The 23,824-nt window shown below is 41.8% G+C and carries 27 protein-coding genes and 1 tRNA gene; 9 read left to right on the top strand and 19 right to left on the bottom strand.

What is annotated here, in order from left to right; translation table 11 throughout:
- Positions 1–116: 116 nt before the first annotated feature.
- The 4 genes from HCZ11_RS08715 to murB form a co-directional block, all read right to left on the bottom strand.
- Positions 117–192, bottom strand: a tRNA-Thr gene (locus tag HCZ11_RS08715).
- Positions 193–312: 120 nt separating this feature from the next.
- On the bottom strand, positions 313–1,008 hold the full coding sequence (locus HCZ11_RS08720; RefSeq protein WP_167658231.1) for a type III pantothenate kinase: 696 nt from the start codon (positions 1,006–1,008) through the stop codon (positions 313–315).
- A complete protein-coding gene (gene birA, locus HCZ11_RS08725; RefSeq protein ID WP_130050283.1) occupies positions 1,005–1,997 on the bottom strand; it encodes a bifunctional biotin--[acetyl-CoA-carboxylase] ligase/biotin operon repressor BirA in 993 nt (330 codons plus the stop codon). The genes HCZ11_RS08720 and birA overlap by 4 nt, the downstream gene beginning before the upstream one ends.
- A complete protein-coding gene (gene murB, locus HCZ11_RS08730) occupies positions 1,994–3,004 on the bottom strand; it encodes a UDP-N-acetylmuramate dehydrogenase (protein WP_130050282.1) in 1,011 nt (336 codons plus the stop codon). The genes birA and murB overlap by 4 nt, the downstream gene beginning before the upstream one ends.
- Positions 3,005–3,149: 145 nt before the next feature.
- Between murB and HCZ11_RS08735 the strand changes: the two genes are divergently transcribed.
- Positions 3,150–4,994, top strand: a complete 1,845-nt coding sequence (locus tag HCZ11_RS08735; protein ID WP_130050281.1) for a M1 family metallopeptidase — start codon at positions 3,150–3,152, stop codon at positions 4,992–4,994.
- Positions 4,995–5,047: 53 nt separating this feature from the next.
- Here HCZ11_RS08735 and HCZ11_RS08740 read toward each other — a convergent pair whose 3' ends face one another.
- A complete protein-coding gene (locus tag HCZ11_RS08740) occupies positions 5,048–5,671 on the bottom strand; it encodes a DUF2057 domain-containing protein (protein ID WP_167658232.1) in 624 nt (207 codons plus the stop codon).
- A gap of 105 nt (positions 5,672–5,776) precedes the next feature.
- Here HCZ11_RS08740 and HCZ11_RS08745 point away from each other — a divergent pair, with 105 nt between their 5' ends.
- The 3 genes from HCZ11_RS08745 (at position 5,777) to HCZ11_RS08755 (ending at position 9,304) form a co-directional block, all read left to right on the top strand.
- Entirely contained in the window at positions 5,777–6,148 is a 372-nt protein-coding gene (locus HCZ11_RS08745) for a histidine triad nucleotide-binding protein (RefSeq protein ID WP_130050279.1), read from the top strand.
- A gap of 230 nt (positions 6,149–6,378) precedes the next feature.
- On the top strand, positions 6,379–7,035 hold the full coding sequence (locus tag HCZ11_RS08750; RefSeq protein WP_063701100.1) for a response regulator transcription factor: 657 nt from the start codon (positions 6,379–6,381) through the stop codon (positions 7,033–7,035).
- A 112-nt stretch (positions 7,036–7,147) separates the two neighbouring features.
- Positions 7,148–9,304, top strand: a complete 2,157-nt coding sequence (locus HCZ11_RS08755) for an ATP-binding protein (RefSeq protein WP_167658233.1) — start codon at positions 7,148–7,150, stop codon at positions 9,302–9,304.
- A gap of 128 nt (positions 9,305–9,432) precedes the next feature.
- Here HCZ11_RS08755 and rpsQ read toward each other — a convergent pair whose 3' ends face one another.
- From rpsQ to rpsJ, 11 genes are read right to left on the bottom strand one after another with little or no spacing between them, the layout of a single operon-like run.
- Positions 9,433–9,690, bottom strand: a complete 258-nt coding sequence (gene rpsQ, locus HCZ11_RS08760; protein WP_054552372.1) for a 30S ribosomal protein S17 — start codon at positions 9,688–9,690, stop codon at positions 9,433–9,435.
- Entirely contained in the window at positions 9,690–9,881 is a 192-nt protein-coding gene (gene rpmC, locus HCZ11_RS08765) for a 50S ribosomal protein L29 (protein ID WP_054552371.1), read from the bottom strand. Before rpmC ends, rpsQ begins: the two co-directional genes overlap by 1 nt.
- Positions 9,881–10,294 carry a 50S ribosomal protein L16 gene (gene rplP, locus HCZ11_RS08770; RefSeq protein WP_036974208.1) on the bottom strand — a complete coding sequence of 138 codons (414 nt, stop codon included), beginning with the start codon at positions 10,292–10,294 and terminating at the stop codon, positions 9,881–9,883. The genes rpmC and rplP overlap by 1 nt, the downstream gene beginning before the upstream one ends.
- Before the next feature lie 12 nt (positions 10,295–10,306).
- Positions 10,307–11,008, bottom strand: coding sequence for a 30S ribosomal protein S3 (rpsC, locus tag HCZ11_RS08775; protein ID WP_054552370.1), 702 nt, complete (start codon positions 11,006–11,008; stop codon positions 10,307–10,309).
- A gap of 11 nt (positions 11,009–11,019) precedes the next feature.
- Positions 11,020–11,352: a 50S ribosomal protein L22 gene (gene rplV / locus HCZ11_RS08780; protein ID WP_004588690.1), complete on the bottom strand. Its 333-nt coding sequence runs from the start codon at positions 11,350–11,352 to the stop codon at positions 11,020–11,022.
- A gap of 14 nt (positions 11,353–11,366) precedes the next feature.
- Positions 11,367–11,645, bottom strand: a complete 279-nt coding sequence (gene rpsS / locus HCZ11_RS08785) for a 30S ribosomal protein S19 (RefSeq protein ID WP_010376377.1) — start codon at positions 11,643–11,645, stop codon at positions 11,367–11,369.
- Positions 11,646–11,661: 16 nt separating this feature from the next.
- Positions 11,662–12,486 carry a 50S ribosomal protein L2 gene (gene rplB / locus HCZ11_RS08790; RefSeq protein WP_130050277.1) on the bottom strand — a complete coding sequence of 275 codons (825 nt, stop codon included), beginning with the start codon at positions 12,484–12,486 and terminating at the stop codon, positions 11,662–11,664.
- A 17-nt stretch (positions 12,487–12,503) separates the two neighbouring features.
- Entirely contained in the window at positions 12,504–12,806 is a 303-nt protein-coding gene (rplW, locus tag HCZ11_RS08795) for a 50S ribosomal protein L23 (RefSeq protein ID WP_054552368.1), read from the bottom strand.
- A complete protein-coding gene (gene rplD, locus HCZ11_RS08800) occupies positions 12,803–13,408 on the bottom strand; it encodes a 50S ribosomal protein L4 (RefSeq protein ID WP_062568199.1) in 606 nt (201 codons plus the stop codon). Before rplD ends, rplW begins: the two co-directional genes overlap by 4 nt.
- Positions 13,409–13,425: 17 nt before the next feature.
- On the bottom strand, positions 13,426–14,061 hold the full coding sequence (gene rplC / locus HCZ11_RS08805) for a 50S ribosomal protein L3 (protein ID WP_036974218.1): 636 nt from the start codon (positions 14,059–14,061) through the stop codon (positions 13,426–13,428).
- A gap of 27 nt (positions 14,062–14,088) precedes the next feature.
- Positions 14,089–14,400, bottom strand: coding sequence for a 30S ribosomal protein S10 (gene rpsJ, locus HCZ11_RS08810; RefSeq protein WP_002957900.1), 312 nt, complete (start codon positions 14,398–14,400; stop codon positions 14,089–14,091).
- A 431-nt stretch (positions 14,401–14,831) separates the two neighbouring features.
- Here rpsJ and plsB point away from each other — a divergent pair, with 431 nt between their 5' ends.
- Complete coding sequence (plsB, locus tag HCZ11_RS08815) at positions 14,832–17,282, top strand: glycerol-3-phosphate 1-O-acyltransferase PlsB (RefSeq protein ID WP_167658234.1); 2,451 nt, start codon at positions 14,832–14,834, stop codon at positions 17,280–17,282.
- On the opposite strand, the gene tesB is transcribed toward plsB, so the two are convergent.
- Positions 17,279–18,136, bottom strand: coding sequence for an acyl-CoA thioesterase II (tesB, locus tag HCZ11_RS08820; protein WP_167658235.1), 858 nt, complete (start codon positions 18,134–18,136; stop codon positions 17,279–17,281). The two genes, plsB and tesB, sit on opposite strands and share 4 nt — an antisense overlap.
- Before the next feature lie 79 nt (positions 18,137–18,215).
- On the opposite strand from tesB, the gene HCZ11_RS08825 reads away from it, so the two are divergent.
- The gene (locus tag HCZ11_RS08825; RefSeq protein ID WP_167658236.1) at positions 18,216–18,680 is read left to right on the top strand and encodes an EVE domain-containing protein; all 465 of its coding nucleotides are present in this window, start codon (positions 18,216–18,218) and stop codon (positions 18,678–18,680) included.
- A 72-nt stretch (positions 18,681–18,752) separates the two neighbouring features.
- Positions 18,753–19,784: a cytosolic protein gene (locus HCZ11_RS08830; protein WP_167658237.1), complete on the top strand. Its 1,032-nt coding sequence runs from the start codon at positions 18,753–18,755 to the stop codon at positions 19,782–19,784.
- Positions 19,785–19,813: 29 nt separating this feature from the next.
- On the opposite strand, the gene HCZ11_RS19640 is transcribed toward HCZ11_RS08830, so the two are convergent.
- Complete coding sequence (locus tag HCZ11_RS19640) at positions 19,814–20,026, bottom strand: hypothetical protein (protein WP_130050272.1); 213 nt, start codon at positions 20,024–20,026, stop codon at positions 19,814–19,816.
- A 163-nt stretch (positions 20,027–20,189) separates the two neighbouring features.
- On the bottom strand, positions 20,190–21,254 hold the full coding sequence (locus tag HCZ11_RS08840; RefSeq protein ID WP_054563927.1) for a potassium channel family protein: 1,065 nt from the start codon (positions 21,252–21,254) through the stop codon (positions 20,190–20,192).
- 145 nt (positions 21,255–21,399) lie between these two features.
- Between HCZ11_RS08840 and HCZ11_RS08845 the strand changes: the two genes are divergently transcribed.
- Both HCZ11_RS08845 and HCZ11_RS08850 read left to right on the top strand, forming a co-directional pair.
- Positions 21,400–22,353: a chemotaxis protein CheV gene (locus HCZ11_RS08845; RefSeq protein ID WP_130050271.1), complete on the top strand. Its 954-nt coding sequence runs from the start codon at positions 21,400–21,402 to the stop codon at positions 22,351–22,353.
- Between the two features lie 114 nt (positions 22,354–22,467).
- Complete coding sequence (locus tag HCZ11_RS08850; protein WP_130050270.1) at positions 22,468–23,781, top strand: short-chain fatty acid transporter; 1,314 nt, start codon at positions 22,468–22,470, stop codon at positions 23,779–23,781.
- Positions 23,782–23,824: the final 43 nt, after the last annotated feature.

Raw genomic sequence — 23,824 nt, forward strand, 5'->3', positions numbered from 1 at the left:
GAGCTGGATTCGAACCAGCGAAGGCTGAGCCGTCAGATTTACAGTCTGATCCCTTTGGCCGCTCGGGAACCCCTCCACGAAAATTCTTTACTAAGTCACTTCCGGTAAAAGGAAAGTGGTGCCGACTATCCGAGTTGAACGGATGACCTACTGATTACAAGTCAGTTGCTCTACCAACTGAGCTAAGTCGGCACTGCTTTAGTACGGGGCGAGATTCTAAGGTAAGGTTTATTGTGATGCAACCATAAAATTAAAAAAAATGTGATTTTATGTGTTAAACGCTCACTATTCAGACAAATACCCATACTTTTACTATTTTGTGGCTATTTCATGCCAATAATTCAGCCCTTTAAAAACCAGTAAGCTGTCAAATTTAGCATCTATAAATGAATCTGCTAACAGTTTGCCATAGCCACCAGCAAATAATAGCTGACAATCTTGTTGGTTAAGATGTTGTTTTGCTAGCTCGATTGCACCTAGGGTAGCAACCATGGCACCATTTTTTAGACCATTTGGAGTATTACGCCCTAAATCTGTAGTAAAGGGTATTTGTTTATCATCAAATACCCGCTGCGTGTTTTGGGTAAGTGAAGACGTCATTAAATCAAGGCCGGGTAAAATCCAGCCCCCTAAATGCGCCCCTTCTTTGTTGAGCACATCGATTGTCGTTGCGGTACCGGCATCGATAATGATGCAGTTTTGCTGAGGATATTCTACATACGCAGCTATCACCGCGAGCCAGCGATCTATTCCTAAGTTTTGAAACTGCTGATAGGCGCAGGTTAACATAGCGAGTTTAGCTGTCACCTCTGCTTCAAAGTAAGGAACAGCATGTTGCTGCGCCTGTGCCAATAAAGGTTTAAGTAGCTCAGCGCTACCCACGCAGGCATATACCAGCTCTTTTATTTGTAACCAAGGTAAATTGCTGAGCTCACATGCTTGATAACCCTTACCATCAAATAAAACGGCTTTAATTGCGGTATTGCCAACATCCACTAATAGTTTCATAGCTCAGCCTTACGTAATGAAATTTCACCACCATAATAACTTTTTACTTCGCCATCTTGACGAATGCGCACGCCACCTTGGTTATCAATCCCTTCGCAAATGCCACGCCAGCTTCGATGACCAGTATTTAGCTCAACGCACTCGCCTGCAAATGCATTTAACTGATTCCACTGTAGATACATACCGTTTAAACCTGATTGCTGATACTGGGTTAAGCGTTTTTCTAAATAAAAGCACAAATAAGCCACCAGCTTGTTTTTATCTAACCCCTTTACATGCTGGCTTAAGTCAGTCCATGCTTGATCTATGTGTTGGCTAACACTTTCTGGCATATGTAAGTTGATACCTATACCTATTACAAGCTGGCAAGGTCCTTGTGGTTGACCATCAAGTTCAACTAATACACCTGCTAATTTTTCACGGTTTAAGTAGATATCATTTGGCCATTTAAGCTCTACATCCAATTGGTACAAGGCTTTAAGTGTATCGTAAACAGCCAGCCCAACAGCAATAGATACCCCCATAGCAGCTTGCAAACCATCATCCAAACGCCAAAAATAACTAAAGTATAAGTTTGCACCAAACGGAGATTGCCAAACGCGCCCACGGCGTCCTCTTCCAGCTTGCTGCATTTCTGCAACTAACACGCTACCAGATGGCAGTGGTACCTCTGTTTGCAAACGGCGCATAAGCTCACTGTTAGTTGAATCAATAATTGGCTGCACTTCAACCTCAGCGGTGCTGCCACCCAATACAGTATAATACTGGCCGATTTTATCTTTGTTCAGTAAGCCTGCACTATTGTTAAGGCAATACCCTTTACCAGTGACCTTGAAAATATCGAGCCCCATTTCCTGTAACGAGTGAATATGTTTACCCACTGCTGCGCGGCTAATACCAAGTTGCTCACCCAATTGCTGACCAGAAATAAAACCACCAGTATTCAGAGCATGTAAAATAGCGAGCTTATTACCGTCTGGTGCTTTCATAATGAAGCTCCTAATTCAATGTGACACTCATGAACGGCATTAATCAGTCGTACTTCGTGTTGTAGAGCAATCTGATATTTTTGCCAAACTTGTTGTTGAACATGTTTTACCATGGCAATTAAATCATCGCCTGTACTATTACCATGATTGACTAGCACTAACGCTTGCTGTTGATGAACCTCAATACCTGCGATTTTACAACCTTTTAATCCTGCTTGTTCAATCAACCATCCTGCCGCAACCTTATGGTGCTCAGCATCAACAAAGTAATGAGGTAACTCAGGATACTGTTTTAAAAGTAACGCAAGTTGCTCATTACTGATCACTGGGTTTTTAAAAAAGCTGCCAGCATTCGCAAGTTTGTTTGGATTTGGTAATTTACTGCTTCTAGTTGCGATGATTTGCTCAAACACCTGCTGAGGAGAGGGAGCTGAAAGCTGTTGCAATGGTCCATAACTAAGCACTGGCTGCCATTTTTTAGGTAACAGCAACCCTACTTGGGTGATCACAGCTTTATTTTTCAAGGCATGTTTGAATATAGAATCACGATAGCCAAATTGGCATTCATTCTTAGCTAAGCGGTTTATCGTTTTGGTTGCAATATCAAAGTACTCAACATAACTAACAAACTTTTCAAGCTCCACACCATAAGCACCAATATTTTGCACTGGCGCAGCCCCAACAGTACCTGGAATTAAAGCAAGGTTTTCAAGCCCAGGCATTTCATTGGCAACGGTCATAGAGACTAATTGGTGCCAGTTTTCTCCGGCTGCGATGTGCAATAAAAAGCCATCACTTTGCTGCTCTATATCTATGCCCTTCGTGTTCATGTGGATCACAGAACCTTGGTAGTCAGATAAAAACACCGTATTACTACCTTCACCTAAAATACAAAATGGCTTAGAAAAGTCTGTGCTTAAAAGCTGATCCACTTCATCAATTTGATAAAAATGCTGGCATTGGCTAGGCAAAGAAAAGGTATGAAAAGATTGCAGGGACTGAGCCACAAAACGCCTCAAAGGTTACCGGTAACTAATCGCATTAGTGTAACCTATCGTCGCAAAATACGCATTAGATTGTAAAAATCACTCAACCCACTGCACTAATCATGTTATAAAACGAGCTCTTTTTCATTTCCGTTCCAGGGTTATTATGAAGTTTAAACCATTACTTTTAAGTCTTGCTATGGCCGGTGCTTGCTCTCAAGCAACTGCAGATGCAATCAGCCAGCACACTTACGCAAACTTAGATGACGTAACAACCACTCACCTACTACTAGATTTAGATGTTGATTTTGATGACAAACAACTTGAAGGTTTTGTTGAGCACACGCTAGATTGGCACAATGCAACAAGCAAAACGCTAGTACTTGATACACGCGATTTAGATATCGACAAAGTAATGTATCAAGATCAAAAAGGCAGCTGGCACAAGGCTGACTTCACCCTTGCTGCACGTGATGACGTGAAGGGCTCAAAATTAACAATTAAATTTAAAAGCCAAGCGGTTAAAGCTCGTATTTACTACAACAGCCGCCCAGAAGCTTCAGGTTTACAGTGGTTAACGCCAGAGCAAACAGCCAGTAAATCACACCCATTTATGTACAGCCAATCACAAGCAATTCATGCTCGTAGCTGGATCCCAGTACAAGATACGCCAGCAATGCGCGTAACATACTCGGCACGTATTCACACCCCTAAAGACATTCGTGCGGTAATGAGTGCTGATAATAAAGATGCTCTTTATAAAGACGGCGATTACTTATTTAATATGCCACAACCAATTTCGCCATACTTAATCGCAATTGGTGCTGGTAATTTAGAATTTAAAGCCATGTCTAAGCAAACAGGTATCTTTGCTGAGCCAACAATTTTAGATGCATCTGTTGCTGAGTTTAACGACACACAAGCGATGATCGATAAAACTAACGCTATGTATGGTGAATACGCATGGGGTCGTTATGACTTATTAATGCTACCACCAAGCTTCCCATTTGGTGGCATGGAAAACCCACGCTTATCTTTCATCACCCCAACAGTTGTTGCTGGTGATAAAAGCTTAGTAAACCTAATTGCTCACGAGCTTGCTCACTCTTGGTCTGGTAACTTAGTGACTAATGCGACGTGGGAAGACTTATGGCTAAATGAAGGTTTCACGTCTTACGTTGAAAACCGCATTATGGAAGAAGTGTTTGGCCGTGACCGTGCAGTTATGGAACAAGCGCTTGATGCAGCCGGCTTACGTGCATTACTTAAAACTCTGCCAGCACCAGATACGCGCCTTAACTTAAAACTTAATGGCCGCGATCCTGATGATGCATTTAGCTCAGTGCCTTACACTAAAGGTCAGCTTTTCTTAATTTATCTTGAAAACAAATTTGGCCGTGACAAGTTCGACCCATTCGTAAAAGGTTACTTTGACCAGTTTGCGTTTAAGTCTCTTACAACAGCTCAATTTGTTACTTACTTAAAAGCCAACCTTATCGACAAATATCCTGGCGTAGTGAGCATGGATAAAGTCAATGAATGGATCTTTGAGCCTGGTTTACCAAGCGATGCACCGAATCCAACCTCTGATGCCTTCGATAAAGTTGATGCAGTAACCAAAACATGGTTAAACGGTGAGATCAGTGCAGCCCAATTACCAACAGCAGATTGGTCAGTTCATGAGTGGCTACACTTTTTAAATAATCTTCCTCGCGATTTAAGCATTGCAAAAATGACTGAGCTGGATAATCAATTCAACCTAACACAGTCAACTAATGCAGAGCGCGCTTTCGCATGGTTTATGCTAGCGGTAGGTAATGGTTATCAACCTATCTACCCTGCTTTAGATAAACATCTATCAGGCATCGGTCGCCGTAAATTAATTGTGCCACTCTATAAAGCACTTATTAAAAACGGTAGAAAAGACTGGGCACATGATGTGTACTTAAAAGCACGTCCGGGTTACCACCCACTTGCACAAGGTACTGTTGACGACTTATTTGCAAAGTAAGTCATCAAACACAAAAAAGGCGCTGAAAATCAGCGCCTTTTTTAATTCTTTTATTAGTTACTTACTTTTTGTAAGAAGGCACGGCGCTCTTCAGGGCTTGCTTGTTGCCACCAAAATTCAAGCATCGCAGCCGCATTTGGCATATTTTTAAGTCCTGCTTGTCCGCCGGGTACTTTTGCAGGCAATGTAACAGGTTTTGCAGTCGCAGGCTTGTTGCTTGTAGCTGCAACTGGGGCGCTTGCCACAGCTTGTACTGGCGTGCTTGCTACACGATAGCTAACTATAGATAAAGGCACAGCAAGTTCACTGCCCTTGGCTTTTAAGCTTACTTGCGGTGATTCAGCAAATACTTCTGCGGCTACAGCATTATTGGCACGATTGAACACTAAATCATAGTCCTTGCCACTTTCCACCGTGAGCTCAACCCAAAACGGCTCAGACTCAACAACTTGATGGTCATCGTATCCTTGTTCGTATAGATCTGTGTATTTCATCTTCACTTGGTATGTACCAGGAGCAAGCTCAACATCGTCAACACGACTGAAAAACGACTGCTCAATAAGGCGCTCTCCAACTTGTAAAGGTACAAACTCTTCTGGAAAGTGAATAGTCTCAGCTACACTGCTAAAACTGTTAAATAGCATTAAAGCACTACTCAGTAATACTAACTTACGCATGTTCACTCCTTGGTTGTTCAACTTGCGGCAGTTTCAGTTTGACACTGCAAATAAAGTTTGTCATTAGTGGGTGGTCATTTAACCACATTTATAAGAGAGCTAAGTATGAGCCAAGAGACTATTTTTACAAAGATTATTAACCGAGAGATCCCAGCTGATATTATTTATGAAGATGAGCTATCACTGGCTTTTAAAGATATCAACCCGCAAGCCCCTTTTCATGTACTGATCATCCCAAAAACTCCAATAGCGACAATTAACGATGTTACAGAAGAAAATGCAGCTTTAGTCGGTCACTTATATGTGGTTGCAGCAAAGCTCGCCAAGCAATTTGGCTTTAGTGAAGACGGTTTTCGCGTCGTAATGAACTGTAATGACCATGGTGGACAAACTGTGTACCATATACATCTACACATGCTAGCAGGTAAAGAAATGGGCTGGCCTCCATATCAAGACAAGAAAAAACAACCGATCTAATACTTTGATATGTAAACAATTGTAAAAACTAGCACAAACATATTATTTTCAGCTATAATAATTATATATCAGTTAGTTAACATACTGCACTTTGTTAACTAACTGTAATTTTTGACAGAAAACACACACAAACTGTACTTTTCCTGCACAACTCTCAGAAATTTCTAATACGAAAGGGGTGGATTGCGTGATAGGATTTAACTGTCAACTTTATTCAAGAGTGTATATATATGAGTAGTTCAGCCTTTTTATTATTAGATCCAGAGCCAATTAACACTATTGGCATAAACGTATTAGAGCCATTGTTAAAAACACAAGGACTTGCAGTGACATCTGGTACTGATATCTCTGAAGTACCAGAAGGAACACGCTTGTTATTTATTGAAACTTCAAGCACTGATCCGTGGGGTAAGTTAAAAGAACAACTAGTTAATCTTCGAATGAAATGCGATATCGTACTGTTTAACTTAGATGAAAACCCTGAACTTGCTAACCGTGCTCTATTAAGTGGTATTCGTGGTGTATTTTACACAACAGATAATGCAGATGTGTTAATGAAAGGCATTCGTTTATTACTTGAAGATCAACTATGGTACCGCCGCGATATCATGTGTAACGCACTAAATCGTATGTTGCAGTTCAATAAAGATGCACTCCACAAATTGACAGATGGTGATATCGAACCGGTTAAACTTACTAAACGTGAAAAAGCAATTATCTCACTAATGAGTAAAGGTTCGAAGAATAAAGAAATTGCTGAAGACTTAAGCATCAGCCCACATACAGTTAAAACTCATTTATATAGTGCATTTAGAAAAACTAAATGTCGTAACCGTATCGAGCTATTGTCTTGGGCACAGCAAAATATTCCAGACGAAATTCGTTAAACCAAACATCCTACTAGTTAAAACAGACGCAGCCGCGTCTGTTTTTGTTTCTGGTTGCTAAACACTGCAATTGACTTTATGCTCAAACTGATTGCAAAACACCGGAAATACAATGCTCGATTCTGTTACTTTATATTACGCCAGTGCAGCCATGATGGCAGTGATGACCCTTCTTAACTATCTTACATGGCGAACCAATAAAAAAACTCCGGGTACTTTACTTTATATTTTCTATCCTTTAGTGATGTTTGCATCAGTAATGAGTTTTGCATTACATGGCCACATCAATAATATTGCCAGTGTTGGCATTGCAAATACGTTGCTCTTTAGTGCCTCCATTATTCATGTACTCGCTATTTGCCAATTTTTAAATGCCAAATGCGTTGGCTTTAAAACCTTTATTACTATTACCGTCGTACTAGCTATCAGTATAATTTACCTTGCCTCCGACAGCGCAGAATTACGTAGTCGAATTCTGGTTTCAGACCTTCAACATATCGTTGAGGTACTATTTTTACTGGCTTTATTCATTCGTAATGGTCGTAAAAGTTACCCAAATGGCAGTATTGTTTATATTTTAATTCTCAGCATTCTTCTAGCGGTTTTCACAGGCCGTACTGTAATGATGGAAAATGTCACTGCAGCTAATCTACTATCTACAAATTGGTTTAGTATCCCTTTGTTGATAAATGGCGTCATCGCGCCGATCTTTTACGCAACAGGTATGGCACTTTTATGTAATGAACGTCGCGAACAAAACTTAAACCAATTAGCCGAAAAAGCGCATAAAGATCTAGAAATACGTGGCTTATTCTTATCAACTATCAGCCATGAGATACGCACACCATTAAATGGAATTTTAGGAAGTGCACAGTTAATAATGAATCAGTCGAGTGACCCACGAGATAAGCCTTACTGTGAGGCGATAATTAACTCAGCTGAATCACTAAACCTATTGGTAGATAAAGTACTCGACTATGCAAGCCTCGACCAACGTGATGAAGCGCTTTACGAAGAAGACGTAGAGTTTAAAACCTGGCTCAATAACCTCTGCCTTTTACTTAGCCCTTTAGCAGAGCAAAAACACTTAAAATTTGAACTTATTTACAACCTACCCGAACAAGCATGTTATTACTGCGACCAACAAAAACTCAGGCAAGTAATTATTAATCTTGTTGGAAATGCGATTAAATTTACCGACCACGGTGCCGTAAAAATCCATGTTAAACTGCTAAATGAAGGTCAATTAGATCACCTTGTGCGTGTTAGTGTAATAGACTCAGGTCCAGGTATTGAAGATGAAGAGATTGCATACCTAACAGAACCTTATGTACAAAGCAGCGCAGGTAAAGAAAAAGGCGGAACGGGCCTTGGCTTAGCGATCACCAGTCGTTTACTCGAAAAATTAGGCAGTAAACTGATTATTGAAAGTGAACTAGATAAAGGCAGTACTTTCAGCTTTGATATTCCTCTTGCTATTGGTGAACTCAGCTTAGTTGAACAACGCCATCAATCAAAAGATTACGTAACCGGTCTTGATGTTTTATTAGTTGAAGATCTCGATTTAAACCAGAAAATTGCCATTGAATTTATGGCCGATGATGAACACAAAATTAAGCTTGCTAAAGATGGTACCAGCGCAATTGAACTGATGCAGAAACATCACTTTGATGTAGTATTATTGGATATGAATTTACCAGATCTAACTGGCCAAGAAGTGCTGAAAAAGCTAAAAAATATTGACCATTTAAACCAACGAACCCCTGTATTAGCGTTTACCGCAAGCCTTAGTCCGGATGAAATTAAAGAGTACTTAGCACTCGGTATTAAAGACATTGTAGGCAAGCCAATAAAGCAGCAAAAACTACGCCAAGCGCTCAGTGATTCACAAACGAATCAAGCAGCAAGTATTGCCGTAGAACTGCGTGATACACTTTATGATGAAACGGCCGCAGCCACTCTTGTAAGTTCATTCAATGAAGATGAGATGTCATCAATTTACAACGAGTTTGTACTCTCAGCTAGAAACAAACTGATCCGCTGCCAGCAGCTCGTCGAAGACGATAAAGATCAGTGTATCAAGCTACTCCACCGCCAAGCTAGCACAGCTTTGCAACTAGGCTTTAACCGCTATGGTTTAGAACTTAAGAAAATTGAGCGTAGGCTACTCGATAACAAACCTTTGAAGGATTCATTAACTGATGCCATGGTACTTTGGCAAGAAAGCCTACAAGCCTATTTAAAGCATGTGAGAAATGAATTGGCATAGCGGTAACAAACTTGAGTTAATGAACTCAAGTTAAAAAGCCACTCTCTCGATCAGCATATTGCTGTATTTTAAAAACAAAAAGCCCCAGCAGATGCCGGGGCTTTTTAGTAAGGAAACTTAATTAAAAACTAAGCTTTCTTTGGACGCTCAACAACGTCTACTAAAGTCCAAGACTTAGTCTTAGAAATAGGAGCGCACTCAGAAATAGTAACTACGTCACCAGTTTGAGCTGTGTTGTTTTCGTCATGTACGTGTAGTTTAGTCGTACGTTTGATGAATTTACCATATACTGGATGCTTCACGTAACGTGCGATAGCAACAGTGAAAGATTTGTCCATCTTGTCGCTGATTACACGGCCTTGAAGAGTACGGATTTTATCGCTCATTATTGACCTGCCTTCTGGTTAATAACTGTTTTTACACGCGCGATATCGCGACGTACTGTTCTTAGCGTGTGTGTCTGAGCTAACTGACCAGTGCTTGCTTGCATGCGCAGGTTGAACTGCTCACGAAGAAGTCCTAGAAGTTCAGCATTTAGCTCTTCTACGCTTTTGTCTTTTAGTTCGCTAGCTTTCATTACATCACCGTCCGAGTTACGAAAGTTGTTGTGAATGGTAATTTACGCGCTGCAAGGTTGAATGCTTCACGAGCAAGCTCTTCAGAAACACCTTCCATTTCGTAAAGTACTTTACCAGGTTGAATTTCAGCAACCCAATATTCAACAGAACCTTTACCTTTACCCATACGAACTTCTAATGGTTTGTTCGTAATTGGCTTATCTGGGAATACACGAATCCAGATTTTACCTTGACGCTTTACGTGACGTGTCATAGCACGACGAGCTGCTTCGATTTGACGAGCAGTCATACGGCCACGGCCAGTAGCTTTCAAACCGAAAGTACCGAAGCTTACTTTGTTACCGTTTTGCGCTAAACCGCGGTTGCGGCCTTTGTGCATTTTACGGAATTTTGTACGTTTTGGCTGTAACATTACTCGCTACCTCTACTTAGCACTTTTTTTGGCTTTCTTTGGCGCGCGTTTAGCTGGCTTCTCTTGCTCTTGTACTAGTGGTAAACCACCAATAACTTCGCCTTTGAAGATCCAAACTTTAACACCAATGATACCATAAGTGGTTAAGGCTTCAGAAGTTGCGTAGTCGATATCAGCACGAAGAGTATGTAGAGGTACACGACCTTCACGATACCATTCTGAACGTGCGATCTCAGCACCGCCAAGACGACCGCTAACTTCAACTTTGATACCCTTTGCACCAATGCGCATTGCATTTTGTACCGAACGCTTCATAGCGCGACGGAACATAACACGACGCTCTAGCTGTGACGCAATACCGTCAGCTACTAGTTGTGCATCAAGTTCAGGCTTACGAACTTCAGCGATATTAATCTGAGCCGGAACACCTGCAATCTTAGTTACTGCTTGACGTAGTTTTTCAACGTCTTCGCCTTTTTTACCGATAACAACACCAGGACGAGCTGTGTGAATTGTTACACGGATAGATTTAGCTGGACGCTCAATAACGATTTTAGACACAGAAGCCGCTTTTAATTCCTTAGTAAGGAATGTACGTACTTTGTGATCGCCAAAAAGCTGATCAGAGAAATCTTTTGAATTCGCGTACCAGGTAGAAACCCAAGGTTTAGAGATACCTAGGCGAATACCAGTAGGATGAACTTTTTGTCCCATTACTTATACTCCTAGCTATCTGAAACCACAACAGTGATGTGGCTTGTACGCTTAAGGATGCGGTCTGCGCGTCCTTTAGCACGTGGCATAATACGCTTCATTGTTGGACCATCGTCCACAAAGATCGTAGTTACACGAAGCTCATCAATGTCAGCACCTTCGTTATGCTCTGCGTTAGCAATAGCAGACTCAAGTACTTTCTTAACTAATACAGCCGCTTTTTTAGGGCTGTACGCCAGGATTTCTAGAGCGCGATCAACCGGAAGTCCGCGGATCTGATCTGCAACTAGACGTGCTTTTTGCGCCGAACCAGAGGCGAATTTATGTTTAGCTAATGCTTGCATTTATCATTCCCCTCTTAACGTTTCTTCGCTTTCTTATCCGCAGCGTGACCGCGGTAAGTGCGAGTTGGTGCAAATTCACCTAGTTTGTGACCGATCATTTCGTCTGTGATGAACACAGGAACGTGCTGACGACCATTATGGACAGCGATGGTCAATCCGATCATGTTAGGTATGATCATTGAACGACGGCTCCAAGTTTTAATTGGCTTCTTGTCACCGCTTTCCAACGCTTTCTCTACCTTCTTCAGCAAGTGTAGGTCAATAAAAGGACCTTTCTTGAGAGAACGTGGCATGGCTATTCCTCAACTATTATTTAGTACGACGACGTACGATAAATTTATCAGTACGCTTGTTCTTACGTGTCTTAGCACCTTTAGTCGGTTTACCCCATGGAGACACAGGATGACGACCACCAGATGTACGACCTTCACCACCACCGTGCGGGTGATCTACCGGGTTCATGGCAACACCACGAACTGTCGGACGGATACCACGCCAGCGATTTGCACCAGCTTTACCTAGTGAACGAAGCATATGCTCAGCATTACCTACTTCACCAAGTGTTGCGCGACAGTCAGATAGAACTTTACGAACTTCGCCAGAACGAAGACGTAGAGTTACGTATTGACCTTCACGAGCAAGGATTTGAACGTATGCACCAGCAGAACGTGCGATTTGCGCACCTTTACCTGGTTTTAATTCTACGTTGTGAACAGTCGAACCTACAGGCATGTTACGCATTGGTAACGTGTTACCAGCTTTGATTGGTGCATCAATACCAGATTGGATTGAATCACCAGCTTTTAAGCCTTTAGGTGCAATAATGTAACGACGCTCACCGTCTGCATATAATACAAGAGCGATGTTTGCGCTACGGTTTGGATCATACTCTAGACGCTCAACAACAGCTGGAATGCCATCTTTAGTGCGTTTAAAGTCGATTACACGGTAATGATGCTTATGACCACCACCGATGTGACGAACCGTGATACGACCTTTGTTATTACGACCACCAGACTTAGAGTTTTTCTCTAGTAGTGGTGCGTAAGGTTTACCCTTATGTAGATCTGGGTTAACCACTTTAACCAGGTGACGACGACCCGCAGAAGTTGGTTTACACTTTTGAAGTGCCATAATTCTAACTCCCCTTATTACTCGGCGCCGCCGACAAAGTCTAGCTCGCTACCTTCTTTAAGAGTAACGTAAGCTTTCTTCCAGTCTGAACGACGACCGAAACGCATGCCAGTACGTTTTGTTTTACCCTTAACGTTTAGTGTGCGAACACCAGTTACTTCTACTTCAAAAAGCTTTTCTGCTGCAGCTTTGATTTCAGCTTTAGTTGCATCAGAAGCTACTTTGAAAACAATCGTGTTGTTTTCTTCAGCAGCGATAGTGCTTTTTTCAGAGATGTGTGGAGCAAGGATCACTTTTAAAAGACGTTCTTCACGGATCATGCTAGCGCCTCCTCAAGTTGCTTAACAGCAGCAGCTGTAATAAGTACCTTATCGAAAGCGATTAGGCTTACAGGATCGATACCAGCTACATCACGCGTGTCAACCTTGTATAGGTTACGTGCCGATAAGAAAAGATTCTCATCTACTTCTTCAGTCACGATTAGAACATCTTTAAGCTCAAGTTCTTTAAGCTTAGCAACTAGTTCTTTAGTTTTTGGTGCTTCAAGACCAAACTGTTCAACAACGATTAAACGCTCTTGACGAACTAATTCAGATAAGATGCTTTTGATCGCACCGCGGTACATTTTACGGTTTACTTTTTGGCTGTGATCTTGTGGTTTAGCTGCGAAGCTAACGCCACCTGAACGCCAAATTGGGCTACGAATTGTACCAGCACGTGCACGGCCAGTACCTTTTTGAGACCATGGTTTTTTACCACCACCGCTTACTTCAGAACGTGTCTTCTGAGCACGAGTACCTTGACGAGCACCTGCTGCGTAAGCAACAACTACTTGGTGTACTAATGCTTCGTTAAACTCACGTCCAAAAGTAGCTTCAGAAACTTCAAGAGCGCCAGAAGCGTCTTTAATTGCTAATTCCATCACTAAATCTCCAGGACTTATGCTTTAACAGCTGGTTTAACGATAACGTCACCGCCGATAGCGCCAGGTACTGCACCTTTAACTAAAAGCAAGTTACGCTCAGCGTCAACGCGAACTAGTTCTAAGTTTTGAGTCGTTACACGCTCAGCACCCATGTGACCGGCCATTTTCTTACCTTTAAACACCTTACCAGGTGATTGGTTTTGACCGATTGAACCAGGAGCACGGTGAGATAGAGAGTTACCGTGAGTAGCGTCTTGCATGCTAAAGTTCCAGCGCTTAACACCACCTTGGAAACCTTTACCTTTAGAAGTACCGGTTACGTCAACTTTGTTGATTTCGTTGAATAATTCAACAGTAAGCTCAGCGCCTACTTCAAAATCGCCTTCACCACCATTTAGGCGGAATTCCCACAGACCGCGACCCGCTTCAACACCAGCTTTAGCGAAGTGACCCGCTGCTGCTTTGTTTACACGGCTTGCTTTTTTAGTGCCTGCGGTTACTTGAAGCGCGTTATAACCGTCAGTTGCTTCAGATTTGATCTGAGCAATACGGTTAGGAGTCGCTTCGATAACTGTCACAGGGATAGATACACCATCTTCAGTGAAGATACGTGTCATACCCACTTTACGACCGACTAGACCTAATGCCATTTTCCTAAAACCTCTCTAATCTTCCGATTAACCCAGGCTGATTTGAACATCAACACCAGCAGCAAGATCTAAACGCATAAGAGCGTCAACAGTCTTGTCAGTTGGTTCTACGATGTCGATCAGACGTTTATGGGTGCGGATTTCGTACTGATCACGCGCGTCTTTGTTAACGTGCGGTGAAGTTAGTACAGTAAAACGTTCAAAGCGTGTAGGTAGTGGGATTGGACCACGTACTTGTGCGCCAGTGCGTTTCGCAGTTTCCACGATTTCCGCCGTTGATTGGTCAATCAAACGGTGGTCAAAAGCTTTTAGGCGAATACGAATGCGTTGATTTGACATTCTTAAACCTCAATATAAAGAGCATTTAAAAAGAGCATAAAAAAACGACCGAAACATACTTATTAATTAAGATGTCGGCTGTTCTCTTATATCTACGTTGAATTCCAAATCGGAATTCCTGTTTATTAGCTTGAAATCCAAGCTTAATTTTTCCTTCCAAGTTCCCGAGGGAATTTTGAAAGCCTGCGTATTATAGATAGATTGGTGATAAATGCAACAACTATTTTGAAAATCCCAAAGGTCTAAATTAAATTTTGTTTATTTTTCGAACTTTATCAATAACATTAGCGTCTTTAAATTATACTTGGTTCGGTAAAGGAGCTAGAAAATCGCTTTTAAATGGTCAGTCCAGTTAATAATTGTTATTCTATGCTGCTTATTTTTGACCACACTCGGTCTATTTAATATCTACTAATAACTTTGGTGAGTTGATGCGTATCATTAATCGTTGTTTAAATTTCATTTCTGCCGGTATGAACCGCTTGTTTGTAAAAAGTAAGGTGCTACCAGAAAACCCGATTGAACAATACAATCTAAACCCAGCCAACCCGACCTTCTATATTGTTAGGCTTAATGCGCGTTCTGATTTAGCCGCACTCGCACGGGTATGTAAGAAATACGGTTTACCAGACCCAACCGAAGAACAGTTATTAGGTAATGCTGAACTTGATCGCTTTATTGGTATTCAAAACCCGCCACCGCTAATTGGTAACAAAAGTAAACCAAGCAATGCCCTGCAACAAGGCAAACAGATTATTGACCATCTGATGCAATCAGGTGAGAAAAACGTTCAAGTGATCCCAGTGACGATTTTATGGGGCAGAAACCCAGGAAAAGAAAAGCCAGGTTTGGGGACTTTGGTATCTCACTCATTAACTCCTAGCTGGTTTCGTAAGTTCTTTGTGCTGCTATTCTCTGGGCGCGATAACTTTATTCGTTTTAGTCAGCCGCTCGACTTATCTTTATTAGTAAATGAAAAAGCCGATGTTGATGAGCTTCCGCATAAATTATTACGTGTAGCTCGTGTACACTTTCGCCGTCAAAAACTAGCAGCGACAGGCCCGAAGATGCCATCGCGTGAGCAGCTTTTTAATTCGCTACTTGCATCACCAACAATTAAAAAAGCAATTCAAATAGAAGCGAAAGAAAAGAACATCAGCCAAGAGCAAGCTCGCCAAAATGCCCTTAAATTACTTGATGAGATTGCCGCCAATTACAGCGATGCAACTATTCGTGTTGCAGACCGTATTTTAACTTGGCTTTGGAATAAACTTTATAACGGTATTGATATTAAGTTTTCTGAACAAGTGCATGAGCTTACAGATAAAGGTCACGAGATTATTTATATGCCATGTCACCGCTCGCATATGGATTACTTATTGCTGACCTACTCTATTTACCATTTGGGCTTGGTTCCGCCGCATATCGCCGCAGGTATCAACTTAAACTTCTTCCCAGCAGGTGGTATTTTCCGTCGTAGTGGTGCTTTCTTTATTCGCCGCTCATTCGCGGGCAATAAATTGTATTCATCTGTATTTAAAGAGTACCTGAGCCAGTTATTTATCAAAGGCTATTCAGTAAAGTTTTACACTGAGGGTGGCCGTAGCCGCACTGGTCGCTTGTTACCCCCAAAAACAGGCATGCTCGCCATGACGTTGCAAGCCATGCTACGTGGCATTGATCGCCCTATTTCGATTGTTCCTGTATACATTGGTTATGAGCACGTAATGGAAATTAATACCTACTTAAAAGAGCTTGCTGGTAACGATAAGAAAGGTGAGTCGGTATTAGGTATCTTTAAAGCGATAAAAAACCTAAAAAACTATGGCCGTGGTTACCTAAACTTTGGCGACCCTATTTCGATTAATCAATACCTAAATGATCAACAACCTGATTGGCGTGAATCTATTCACCCAACTGATGTTCAGAAACCACAATGGCTTGGACCGCAGGTCGCCGAACTTGCTGATAAGGTAATGGTTAATATTAATAGTGCTGCTGCACTAAATGCTGTGAATCTACTTGCCATGATTTTATTAGTTAATGATAAACATGCATTGAGTAGACCTAAGCTGATTGCTCAACTTGAGTTTTATCTTCATTTACAACGTAGCGCCAGTTACAGTGAAAAGGTGACCACACCAGACGAAAGCGCAGAACAGCTACTAGAGCATGCACTCAAACTTAATAAGTTTGATGTTATCAGTGATGAATTTGGCGAAATTATCGCTATCAACGATAAAGAAAAAACACTGTTTAACTACTACCGAAATAACGTATTGCACTTATTTGCAGTTCCAAGCTTATTGGCGCTGCATTTATTCAAGGCACACAAAACGACCTTAGCAGAGTGCCAAGCCTTAATTGCGCGTTTTTACCCGCTGTTTGCCAAAGAGTGGTTCCTACATGAGTTAGATGAAAACTACATTACTCGGGTTCTAGCAAGCTTCGTTGATCAAGATCTCATTGAAATTGATGGCGATAATATCAAGATCACCAACAGCAACGACTGTTTAGCAAAACTCGAAATGCTAGGTCGTGCCTTAAACCTAACGCTACAGCGTTACGCTATCGTGGTTGGCTTTATTCAAACTAGCAGTGGTATTGAGCGTGAAGAACTTGAACACGAAAGCCAAGTGTTAGCAGAGCGCTTAGGCACCTTGCATGGCATTAAAACCCCAGAGTTCTTTGATAAAAAAGTGCTTATTGGTTTTATTTCAAGCTTACGTGAGCAAAAGCTAATTACCGAAACAGAGCAAGGCTTAACGGGCAGCAATGAGCTGTGTGAAGTGTATTTATATCTTAAAGCATTGCTGCCAGCACGGGTCTGGCAGTCAATTGATGATATAGTGCAAAGCCAAGCTCAGCATTCAGAAAATTAACGCTGGCGCATGACCCCTTCTTGGATCGTTGAGGCAACCAAATTGCCTTGACGATCAAAGAACTGACCTCGTACCAAACCACGACCAGAACTCGCACTTGGGCTATCAACCGAATATAAAATCCAATCATCAAGTCTAAAAGGACGGTGGAACCACATTGCATGGTCAATCGTCGCAACCTGCATATTCGGCTGCATAAACGATACACCGTGTGGTTGTAATGCGGTTGGTAAAAATTCAAAATCAGACGCGTAAGCAAGTAAGTAATTATGAATACGCTGGTCATCAGGCATCTCACCATTTGCTTTAAACCAAATATGCTTAACTGGCTCCATAACTTGTGGTTTGAACGGGTTATGGAAAGTCACAGGACGCATTTCAATCGGTACTTCACGGATGAACTTATTACGAATTTGTTCAGGAATAAGCTCTGCATTTGCTTGGTAAAATTCAAGAGATGATTTTAATTCTTCAGGCTGAGGTACATCAGGCATCTGCGCTTGATGTGATAAGCCCTCTTCTTCACCTTGAAATGAGGCGGTCATGTAAAAAATCGGCTTACCGTATTGAATTGCTTTTACACGGCGAGTACTAAAGCTTTTACCATCACGAATATTCTCGACATCATAGACAATCGGCTTTGCAGCATCACCTGGGCGTAAAAAGTAAGAGTGTAAAGAGTGAACAATACGCCCTTGTGGTAATGTTTCTTTTGCTGCAGATAGGGCTTGCCCCATTACTTGGCCACCGAATACAGCTCTAAACCCTAAATCTTGGCTTTGCCCGCGATACAAGCCTTGCTCGATCTCTTCTAACGACATTAATGACAGTAGGTCATCTAATACTTGGCTCATTTATTTATCCTCAATCCCGACAAGCGTTTAATGATACTATAGACTAATTGGAAGTAAATCTTTGTAAGAGCACCTAATTATGGCTTATTGGCTTTTTAAAACCGAACCCGATGCATTTTCAATTGATGATCTAAAAAACGCACCTGAGCAAACCTCTATGTGGGATGGCGTGCGTAATTATCAAGCCCGCAACTTTCTTCGCGATGGTATCAAGCAAGGTGACTTGGTGATGATTTATCATTCAAGTTGCAAACAGGTGGGTGTTGCAGGTATCGCTACGGTAACTCGCGAAGCCTATGCCGACCCAACACAGTTTGATTTAAATAGCGATTACTACGATGCCAAAGCAACCGCTGATAACCCGCGCTGGTTTGTGGTCGATGTGAAATATCAATCACACCTTAAAAAGCTAGTTAGCCTGCAAGCAATTAAAGTCAATGAGTCAATTACCGAAATAGCCCTTAAAAAAGGCGGACGACTGTCAGTAATGCCGGTAACCGAACACGATTGGCAACAGATCATAGCAATGAGCGAATCAAAGTAGCGACCATTTTTAATGAGCTGCTATTTTTGCTATAATTTCGCCCCTTTATTTTAGAGGTACTAAGGGGGATGTATGAAATTACTGTATTGGTTAGAGGAATGGACCAGTCTCCCCCGCGATGAGCAACAAAGCCTTACTCCTATGACCGGCGGTGACTTGCTCGGCGATGTTTATGTAAAATACCATATCATTGATGCCAATAAGCCCCTGCTAATTACCTTCTCTCCTGCTGGAACAAATTATCAAGAACATGATATCACTGATGATTTTTCGCCTTGGGCTTATAAGCTCGCGAAAAAGCAAGATGTGAATATTATCGCCTTTCAACATTTAGGCATTAGTAACTGGTTTAGACACCGTAATCTGTTGTTTTTCATTGAGCAGCTAGCACCACTGATTGGTGGATTTAAAGAGCGGTTAGGTTATGGCTTGAGTCGAGGAGGCTTTGCCGTTGGTGCATTTGCCAATCTATTAAAGCTTGATAAAGTTTTACTCTTTCACCCTGTTAGCACAAAAAACAAAGAAAAAGCGCCATGGGATGATCGTTCAAGCACCGAAATCGCGCAAAAATTCGATTGGAACGGTGACTACCACGATTTAGATTTAGGCCATGCAAAGGGTTATATTATTTACGATCCAACTAATCGCATCGACCGAGCTCATGCTAAACGTTACCCACAACTAACCCACTTGCGCGTGTTCGGCATGGGTCATAGTGTTCATGCAACATACCTGAACAAATTTGGTTTTTATAAAGATGTTGCTGTTGATTTTATTAGCCACCAGCAAGTTGATATAGCCCAATTCCGCCAGCAAACCAAAACCCTGCGCTTTAAAGAAGACTATTATCGTCGTCTAAATAAAGCAAACAAGAGTTCGCCACATCGTTTAGCCTTACTAAGCACCGCGCATACAATTTTAGCAGAAGAAAAAGCTGAGCATATGCAAGAGCAAAAGGATGCGATTGATGTGCAACCGCTGATTGATGTTGCAATCAAACATCAAGATGAACACCCAAACGATGCTATTAAGGTATTAGAAGTAGCGCAACAACTCTCACCGGATGACCCTGTGATAGATCATAAACTAAAACAGTTGAAGTGATACAGCAGCTTGAAGCCTTAAGGCGTAAGTTAACCCTTGGGTTTTACTTTGCGGTGTTTTTTGACCCGTCCGTGTTTGGGGATAATTGTTAAGTACATCACTAAAGCTAACCACGAAAAGAAGATGATACCTATTAACCAAGCATTCTTTTCGTGGCCCTGAGTGCGTTTACTATTGAGCACAATGACCACAGGTAAGATGTAGGCACTCAATACAATAATTAAAAACGCAACTTCACTCATAAATACCAATTCGCTTAATTAAGTGGTCCATTTTGAGGCAATAAAACCTTGTTGATAGCAAGGCAAAAATTTTGTTATTTAGTTGTTCTAAATGAGGAATTTTTAACGCAGTTAGCAACAGGTTTAATCCCTCAAAATGATTAAGTATTATTGCGGATTGGTACTATACCAACGCTGACCAATCAACTTCGTCGCTCAAAACACGCTCCGCAGCAATATAATGCAAAATATCTCCCTCACTTACTACATAATCAAGTGGCGGGTTTAAGTCCATATTTTTTGCACTCAAGTTATGTGCGACACCCAGTAGTATAGCATCGTGACTATATTTAAAGTGATGAAACAGCTTGCCAAATTCCATTGCTTGCACGCCTTTTGGAATTGGTAAACTAAATTGAGTATCCCCGTGTAGTGTCGATAACAACTCTTCTTGCACGCGGCTTGAACCTGGGTCTTGCATTGAACGCACTAATATCTCTGCTGATTTAGCACTACTACATTCTACATTGTGGCAATGCTCATGTAGCATTTCGATTTTAGTTTCATCAGTAAAGTGCGCACTGATGTGGCACTGTTCATTGACCAACTTGCTAATACGCAGGGCTGTTGTAAACGTTTGGTCATCATCTTGGCCATCAATTATAATTTTGTCGGCGCGATCAATGGCGATTCTTTTCAACTCATCTAAGTCAGTAAAGCTACTTAGCCGAGCAAAATCAACCATCGGATTTGCTAAAAATGGATGTTCCATTTGCTCTGTGACCGCCAATAGAATACGACGATCTAAACGTTTATGATCGGCCAAAATATAGTCAACCATCTTCTTAGTCCGTGTATCGTGCCAACCAAAGATAATTATGTGATTGTTTATATGTGCGAAGCTTTTATCACCCGTCATAGCGCGCCTAATTAAATAAGTTACTGTTTGCCCTGTTTTTCCTAACAGAACGCCAAATAATGCTAAACCAAAAGGTATTTGTAGTAATGCGACAATCCAACGGCCAAGCTCTGTGCTAGCGCTAAAGTCGCCATAGCCAACTGTTGATGTTGTTACTACATAATAATAAAAATAAGTACTGAGTGGTGTGAGCGCTTGCTCTCCTGCAAGCATAAGTAGCCACCAAATAAGTAGCATATGCAAAAGCGTAGTAAATACCACAGCCTGCCAACTTACTTGATCTATATGACTGCGAATAAGTACCACTAAACGATTAAATATATGATGCATAATCCTTGCGATTTATAGTGGAGGAAATTATCGATACGGTACTGTAATGCTTGCTCTTTGGCAACTGATGGAAAATTCCTAATGCATGTCGATGAAAAATAATAGTAGACTATACTATCTCTGTATTAGGTATTTAGGGTGAAATATGTCAGGTGTTCTTGCTTCTGTTGATAAGCGTACGCAACTGGTCGGTGAAAACCGCTTAGAGCTTTTGCTATTTTACCTACACAGCCGCCACTTATTCGCACTCAATGTGTTCAAAGTGAAAGAAGTGGTCAAGTTACCGCAAATTAGTAAAATTCCCCATGCGCATCCTAAAGTGTCTGGGGTCGTAAATATTCGCGGCGAATCCATTCCAGTGATTGATTTACGCAAAGCGATAAACATGCCAGAAGCTAAACACATCGAAGATACAAACCTCGTTATCACTGAGTACAATCGCACCGTGCAAGGCTTTTTAATTGGTAAAGTTGATCAAATTGTCAATATGACATGGTCAGATATCATGCCGCCGCCAACTGCTATTGGTAAAAATCACTACCTAACAGCCTTAACGAAATTGAAACGTGATGACCAAGAGCAGTTGGTTGAAATTATCGATGTAGAAAAAGTGCTCGCCGAAATCGTTGAATACGAAGTCCAAATATCTGAAGATATTCTTGATAAAAGCATCGTGAACGAATTTGCAGGCCGCAAAATTCTTCATGCCGATGATTCACCTACAGCACGTAAGCAAGTAAGCGATACATTATCGCAACTTGGTATCGAAATCATACCTGCTCGTAACGGACTTGAAGCACTTGAGATGTTAAAAGGCTGGGCTGATCAAGGCAAAGATGTTGAGAAAGAACTACTTATGGTGATCACCGATGCTGAAATGCCAGCAATGGATGGCTACCGTTTAACACACGAAATTCGTAACGACAGCCGAATGAAGAACTTACATATCGTTCTTAATACATCCCTAAGCGGAAGCTTTAACCAAGCTTTAGTTGAGAAGGTTGGCTGTAATGCCTTTTTATCCAAGTTCCAGCCAATACTATTAGTAGAAGAAGTTCAAGCTCGCTTAAAAGCCGTGCTAGAGCAAGACTCACAGTAATCGCTATAGCATCTGTTTTTAAACGCATCAGCTAAAGCAACGGCGTCGCAATTTGCCAATTATCGTTATTCATGATTTATTGGCATTATCGATTCGACGACAACAATAAAAACTATGCTAAATCGCGTTGCTAAACCATTCACTAAACTAGTTGAGCGTTATCTACCCGACCCGTTCGTATTTGTTATTTTACTCACCTTACTGAGCTTCATCGTTGCAAGTCTCTTTACTCCGTCAACGCCCACGCAGGTACTCGCGGCTTGGGGAGGTGGGTTTTGGAACCTATTACAATTTGCCATGCAAATGCTGCTGGTGCTGCTAACGGGCTACATGCTAGCGAGTACCCCTGTTATGCGCAGCATACTCAACAAACTTGCAACTCTCGCCAACAGCCCTGCCAAAGCGATCATACTCGTTACGCTCGTGTCTTTATTGGCTAGCTGGCTAAATTGGGGCTTTGGTTTAGTTATTGGCGCTTTGTTCGCCAAAGCAATTGCGAAACAAACCCGCGTTGATTACCGTTTACTAGTTGCCAGTGCTTATTCTGGTTTTATTGTTTGGCATGGCGGCTTAGCCGGCTCAGTACCGCTGACTATCGCAACCGACGGTCACTTTTCACAGCAAAGCATTGGCATAATAGGCACCGAGAACACGATCTTTTCAGCATTCAATATCGCCATCGTTGTGGGCTTATTTATTATTATGCCGCTGGTAAATCGCTATATGTTGCCAAGCGAAAAAGACAGCGTTTATGTTGACCTAGCAAAGCTTGAAGATGAATCACAACAAATAGCGACGCCTACCCGCCCTGCCGAAGTCATCGAGCACAGTCGCTTGCTTGGTATGGGGGTAGGTGCCGTTGGTCTTGCCTATTTATTCTATTATTTTGTGCTAAACGGTGGCGGCTTAAACTTAAATAGCGTGATCGCTATTTTCTTATTCAGTGCAATTTTACTGCATCAAACACCACATAATTTACTAAGCAGCTTACAACAAGCAATCCCCAGCGGCGCTGGTATTGTCATTCAATTTCCATTTTATGCTGGGATCATGGCGATTATGGTAAAAACGGGACTCGCTCAACAAATCTCTGAAGGGTTTATTGCCATTGCAACCGCCGAGACGCTGCCATTTTGGAGCTTTGTAAGTGCAGGGTTTGTGAATATATTTGTGCCATCAGGCGGCGGCCAGTGGGCAGTGCAAGCGCCGATTGTCATTCCAGCCGCACAAACACTTGGCGCGGATATGCCACGGGTTGCTATGGCGGTTGCATGGGGCGATGCCTGGACCAACCTAATTCAACCGTTCTGGGCACTCCCTGTGCTTGCTATTGCCGGCCTAAAAGCAAAAGACATCATGGGCTTTTGCCTTGTACAGCTGATCATCACCGGCGTGTTTATATCTTTGATGCTGAGCTTTTATCCTTAACTCAAAATTAGGAAGTGAAAAAACACTTCCTAATATTTAATAT

This window comes from Pseudoalteromonas sp. HF66 (assembly GCF_011806445.1).
Classification (GTDB): domain Bacteria; phylum Pseudomonadota; class Gammaproteobacteria; order Enterobacterales; family Alteromonadaceae; genus Pseudoalteromonas; species Pseudoalteromonas apostichopi.

Excerpts from the sequence above, each read along its gene's own strand:
- HCZ11_RS08720 (WP_167658231.1), bottom strand. The coding sequence starts at position 1,008 with ATGAAACTATTAGTGGATGTTGGCAATACCGCAATTAAAGCCGTTTTA.
- birA (WP_130050283.1), bottom strand. The coding sequence starts at position 1,997 with ATGAAAGCACCAGACGGTAATAAGCTCGCTATTTTACATGCTCTGAAT.
- HCZ11_RS08735 (WP_130050281.1), top strand. The coding sequence starts at position 3,150 with ATGAAGTTTAAACCATTACTTTTAAGTCTTGCTATGGCCGGTGCTTGC.
- HCZ11_RS08740 (WP_167658232.1), bottom strand. The coding sequence starts at position 5,671 with ATGCGTAAGTTAGTATTACTGAGTAGTGCTTTAATGCTATTTAACAGT.
- HCZ11_RS08745 (WP_130050279.1), top strand. The coding sequence starts at position 5,777 with ATGAGCCAAGAGACTATTTTTACAAAGATTATTAACCGAGAGATCCCA.
- HCZ11_RS08750 (WP_063701100.1), top strand. The coding sequence starts at position 6,379 with ATGAGTAGTTCAGCCTTTTTATTATTAGATCCAGAGCCAATTAACACT.
- HCZ11_RS08755 (WP_167658233.1), top strand. The coding sequence starts at position 7,148 with ATGCTCGATTCTGTTACTTTATATTACGCCAGTGCAGCCATGATGGCA.
- rpsQ (WP_054552372.1), bottom strand. The coding sequence starts at position 9,690 with ATGAGCGATAAAATCCGTACTCTTCAAGGCCGTGTAATCAGCGACAAG.
- rpmC (WP_054552371.1), bottom strand. The coding sequence starts at position 9,881 with ATGAAAGCTAGCGAACTAAAAGACAAAAGCGTAGAAGAGCTAAATGCT.
- rplP (WP_036974208.1), bottom strand. The coding sequence starts at position 10,294 with ATGTTACAGCCAAAACGTACAAAATTCCGTAAAATGCACAAAGGCCGC.
- rpsC (WP_054552370.1), bottom strand. The coding sequence starts at position 11,008 with ATGGGACAAAAAGTTCATCCTACTGGTATTCGCCTAGGTATCTCTAAA.
- rplV (WP_004588690.1), bottom strand. The coding sequence starts at position 11,352 with ATGCAAGCATTAGCTAAACATAAATTCGCCTCTGGTTCGGCGCAAAAA.
- rpsS (WP_010376377.1), bottom strand. The coding sequence starts at position 11,645 with ATGCCACGTTCTCTCAAGAAAGGTCCTTTTATTGACCTACACTTGCTG.
- rplB (WP_130050277.1), bottom strand. The coding sequence starts at position 12,486 with ATGGCACTTCAAAAGTGTAAACCAACTTCTGCGGGTCGTCGTCACCTG.
- rplW (WP_054552368.1), bottom strand. The coding sequence starts at position 12,806 with ATGATCCGTGAAGAACGTCTTTTAAAAGTGATCCTTGCTCCACACATC.
- rplD (WP_062568199.1), bottom strand. The coding sequence starts at position 13,408 with ATGGAATTAGCAATTAAAGACGCTTCTGGCGCTCTTGAAGTTTCTGAA.
- rplC (WP_036974218.1), bottom strand. The coding sequence starts at position 14,061 with ATGGCATTAGGTCTAGTCGGTCGTAAAGTGGGTATGACACGTATCTTC.
- rpsJ (WP_002957900.1), bottom strand. The coding sequence starts at position 14,400 with ATGTCAAATCAACGCATTCGTATTCGCCTAAAAGCTTTTGACCACCGT.
- plsB (WP_167658234.1), top strand. The coding sequence starts at position 14,832 with ATGCGTATCATTAATCGTTGTTTAAATTTCATTTCTGCCGGTATGAAC.
- tesB (WP_167658235.1), bottom strand. The coding sequence starts at position 18,136 with ATGAGCCAAGTATTAGATGACCTACTGTCATTAATGTCGTTAGAAGAG.
- HCZ11_RS08825 (WP_167658236.1), top strand. The coding sequence starts at position 18,216 with ATGGCTTATTGGCTTTTTAAAACCGAACCCGATGCATTTTCAATTGAT.
- HCZ11_RS08830 (WP_167658237.1), top strand. The coding sequence starts at position 18,753 with ATGAAATTACTGTATTGGTTAGAGGAATGGACCAGTCTCCCCCGCGAT.
- HCZ11_RS19640 (WP_130050272.1), bottom strand. The coding sequence starts at position 20,026 with ATGAGTGAAGTTGCGTTTTTAATTATTGTATTGAGTGCCTACATCTTA.
- HCZ11_RS08840 (WP_054563927.1), bottom strand. The coding sequence starts at position 21,254 with ATGCATCATATATTTAATCGTTTAGTGGTACTTATTCGCAGTCATATA.
- HCZ11_RS08845 (WP_130050271.1), top strand. The coding sequence starts at position 21,400 with ATGTCAGGTGTTCTTGCTTCTGTTGATAAGCGTACGCAACTGGTCGGT.
- HCZ11_RS08850 (WP_130050270.1), top strand. The coding sequence starts at position 22,468 with ATGCTAAATCGCGTTGCTAAACCATTCACTAAACTAGTTGAGCGTTAT.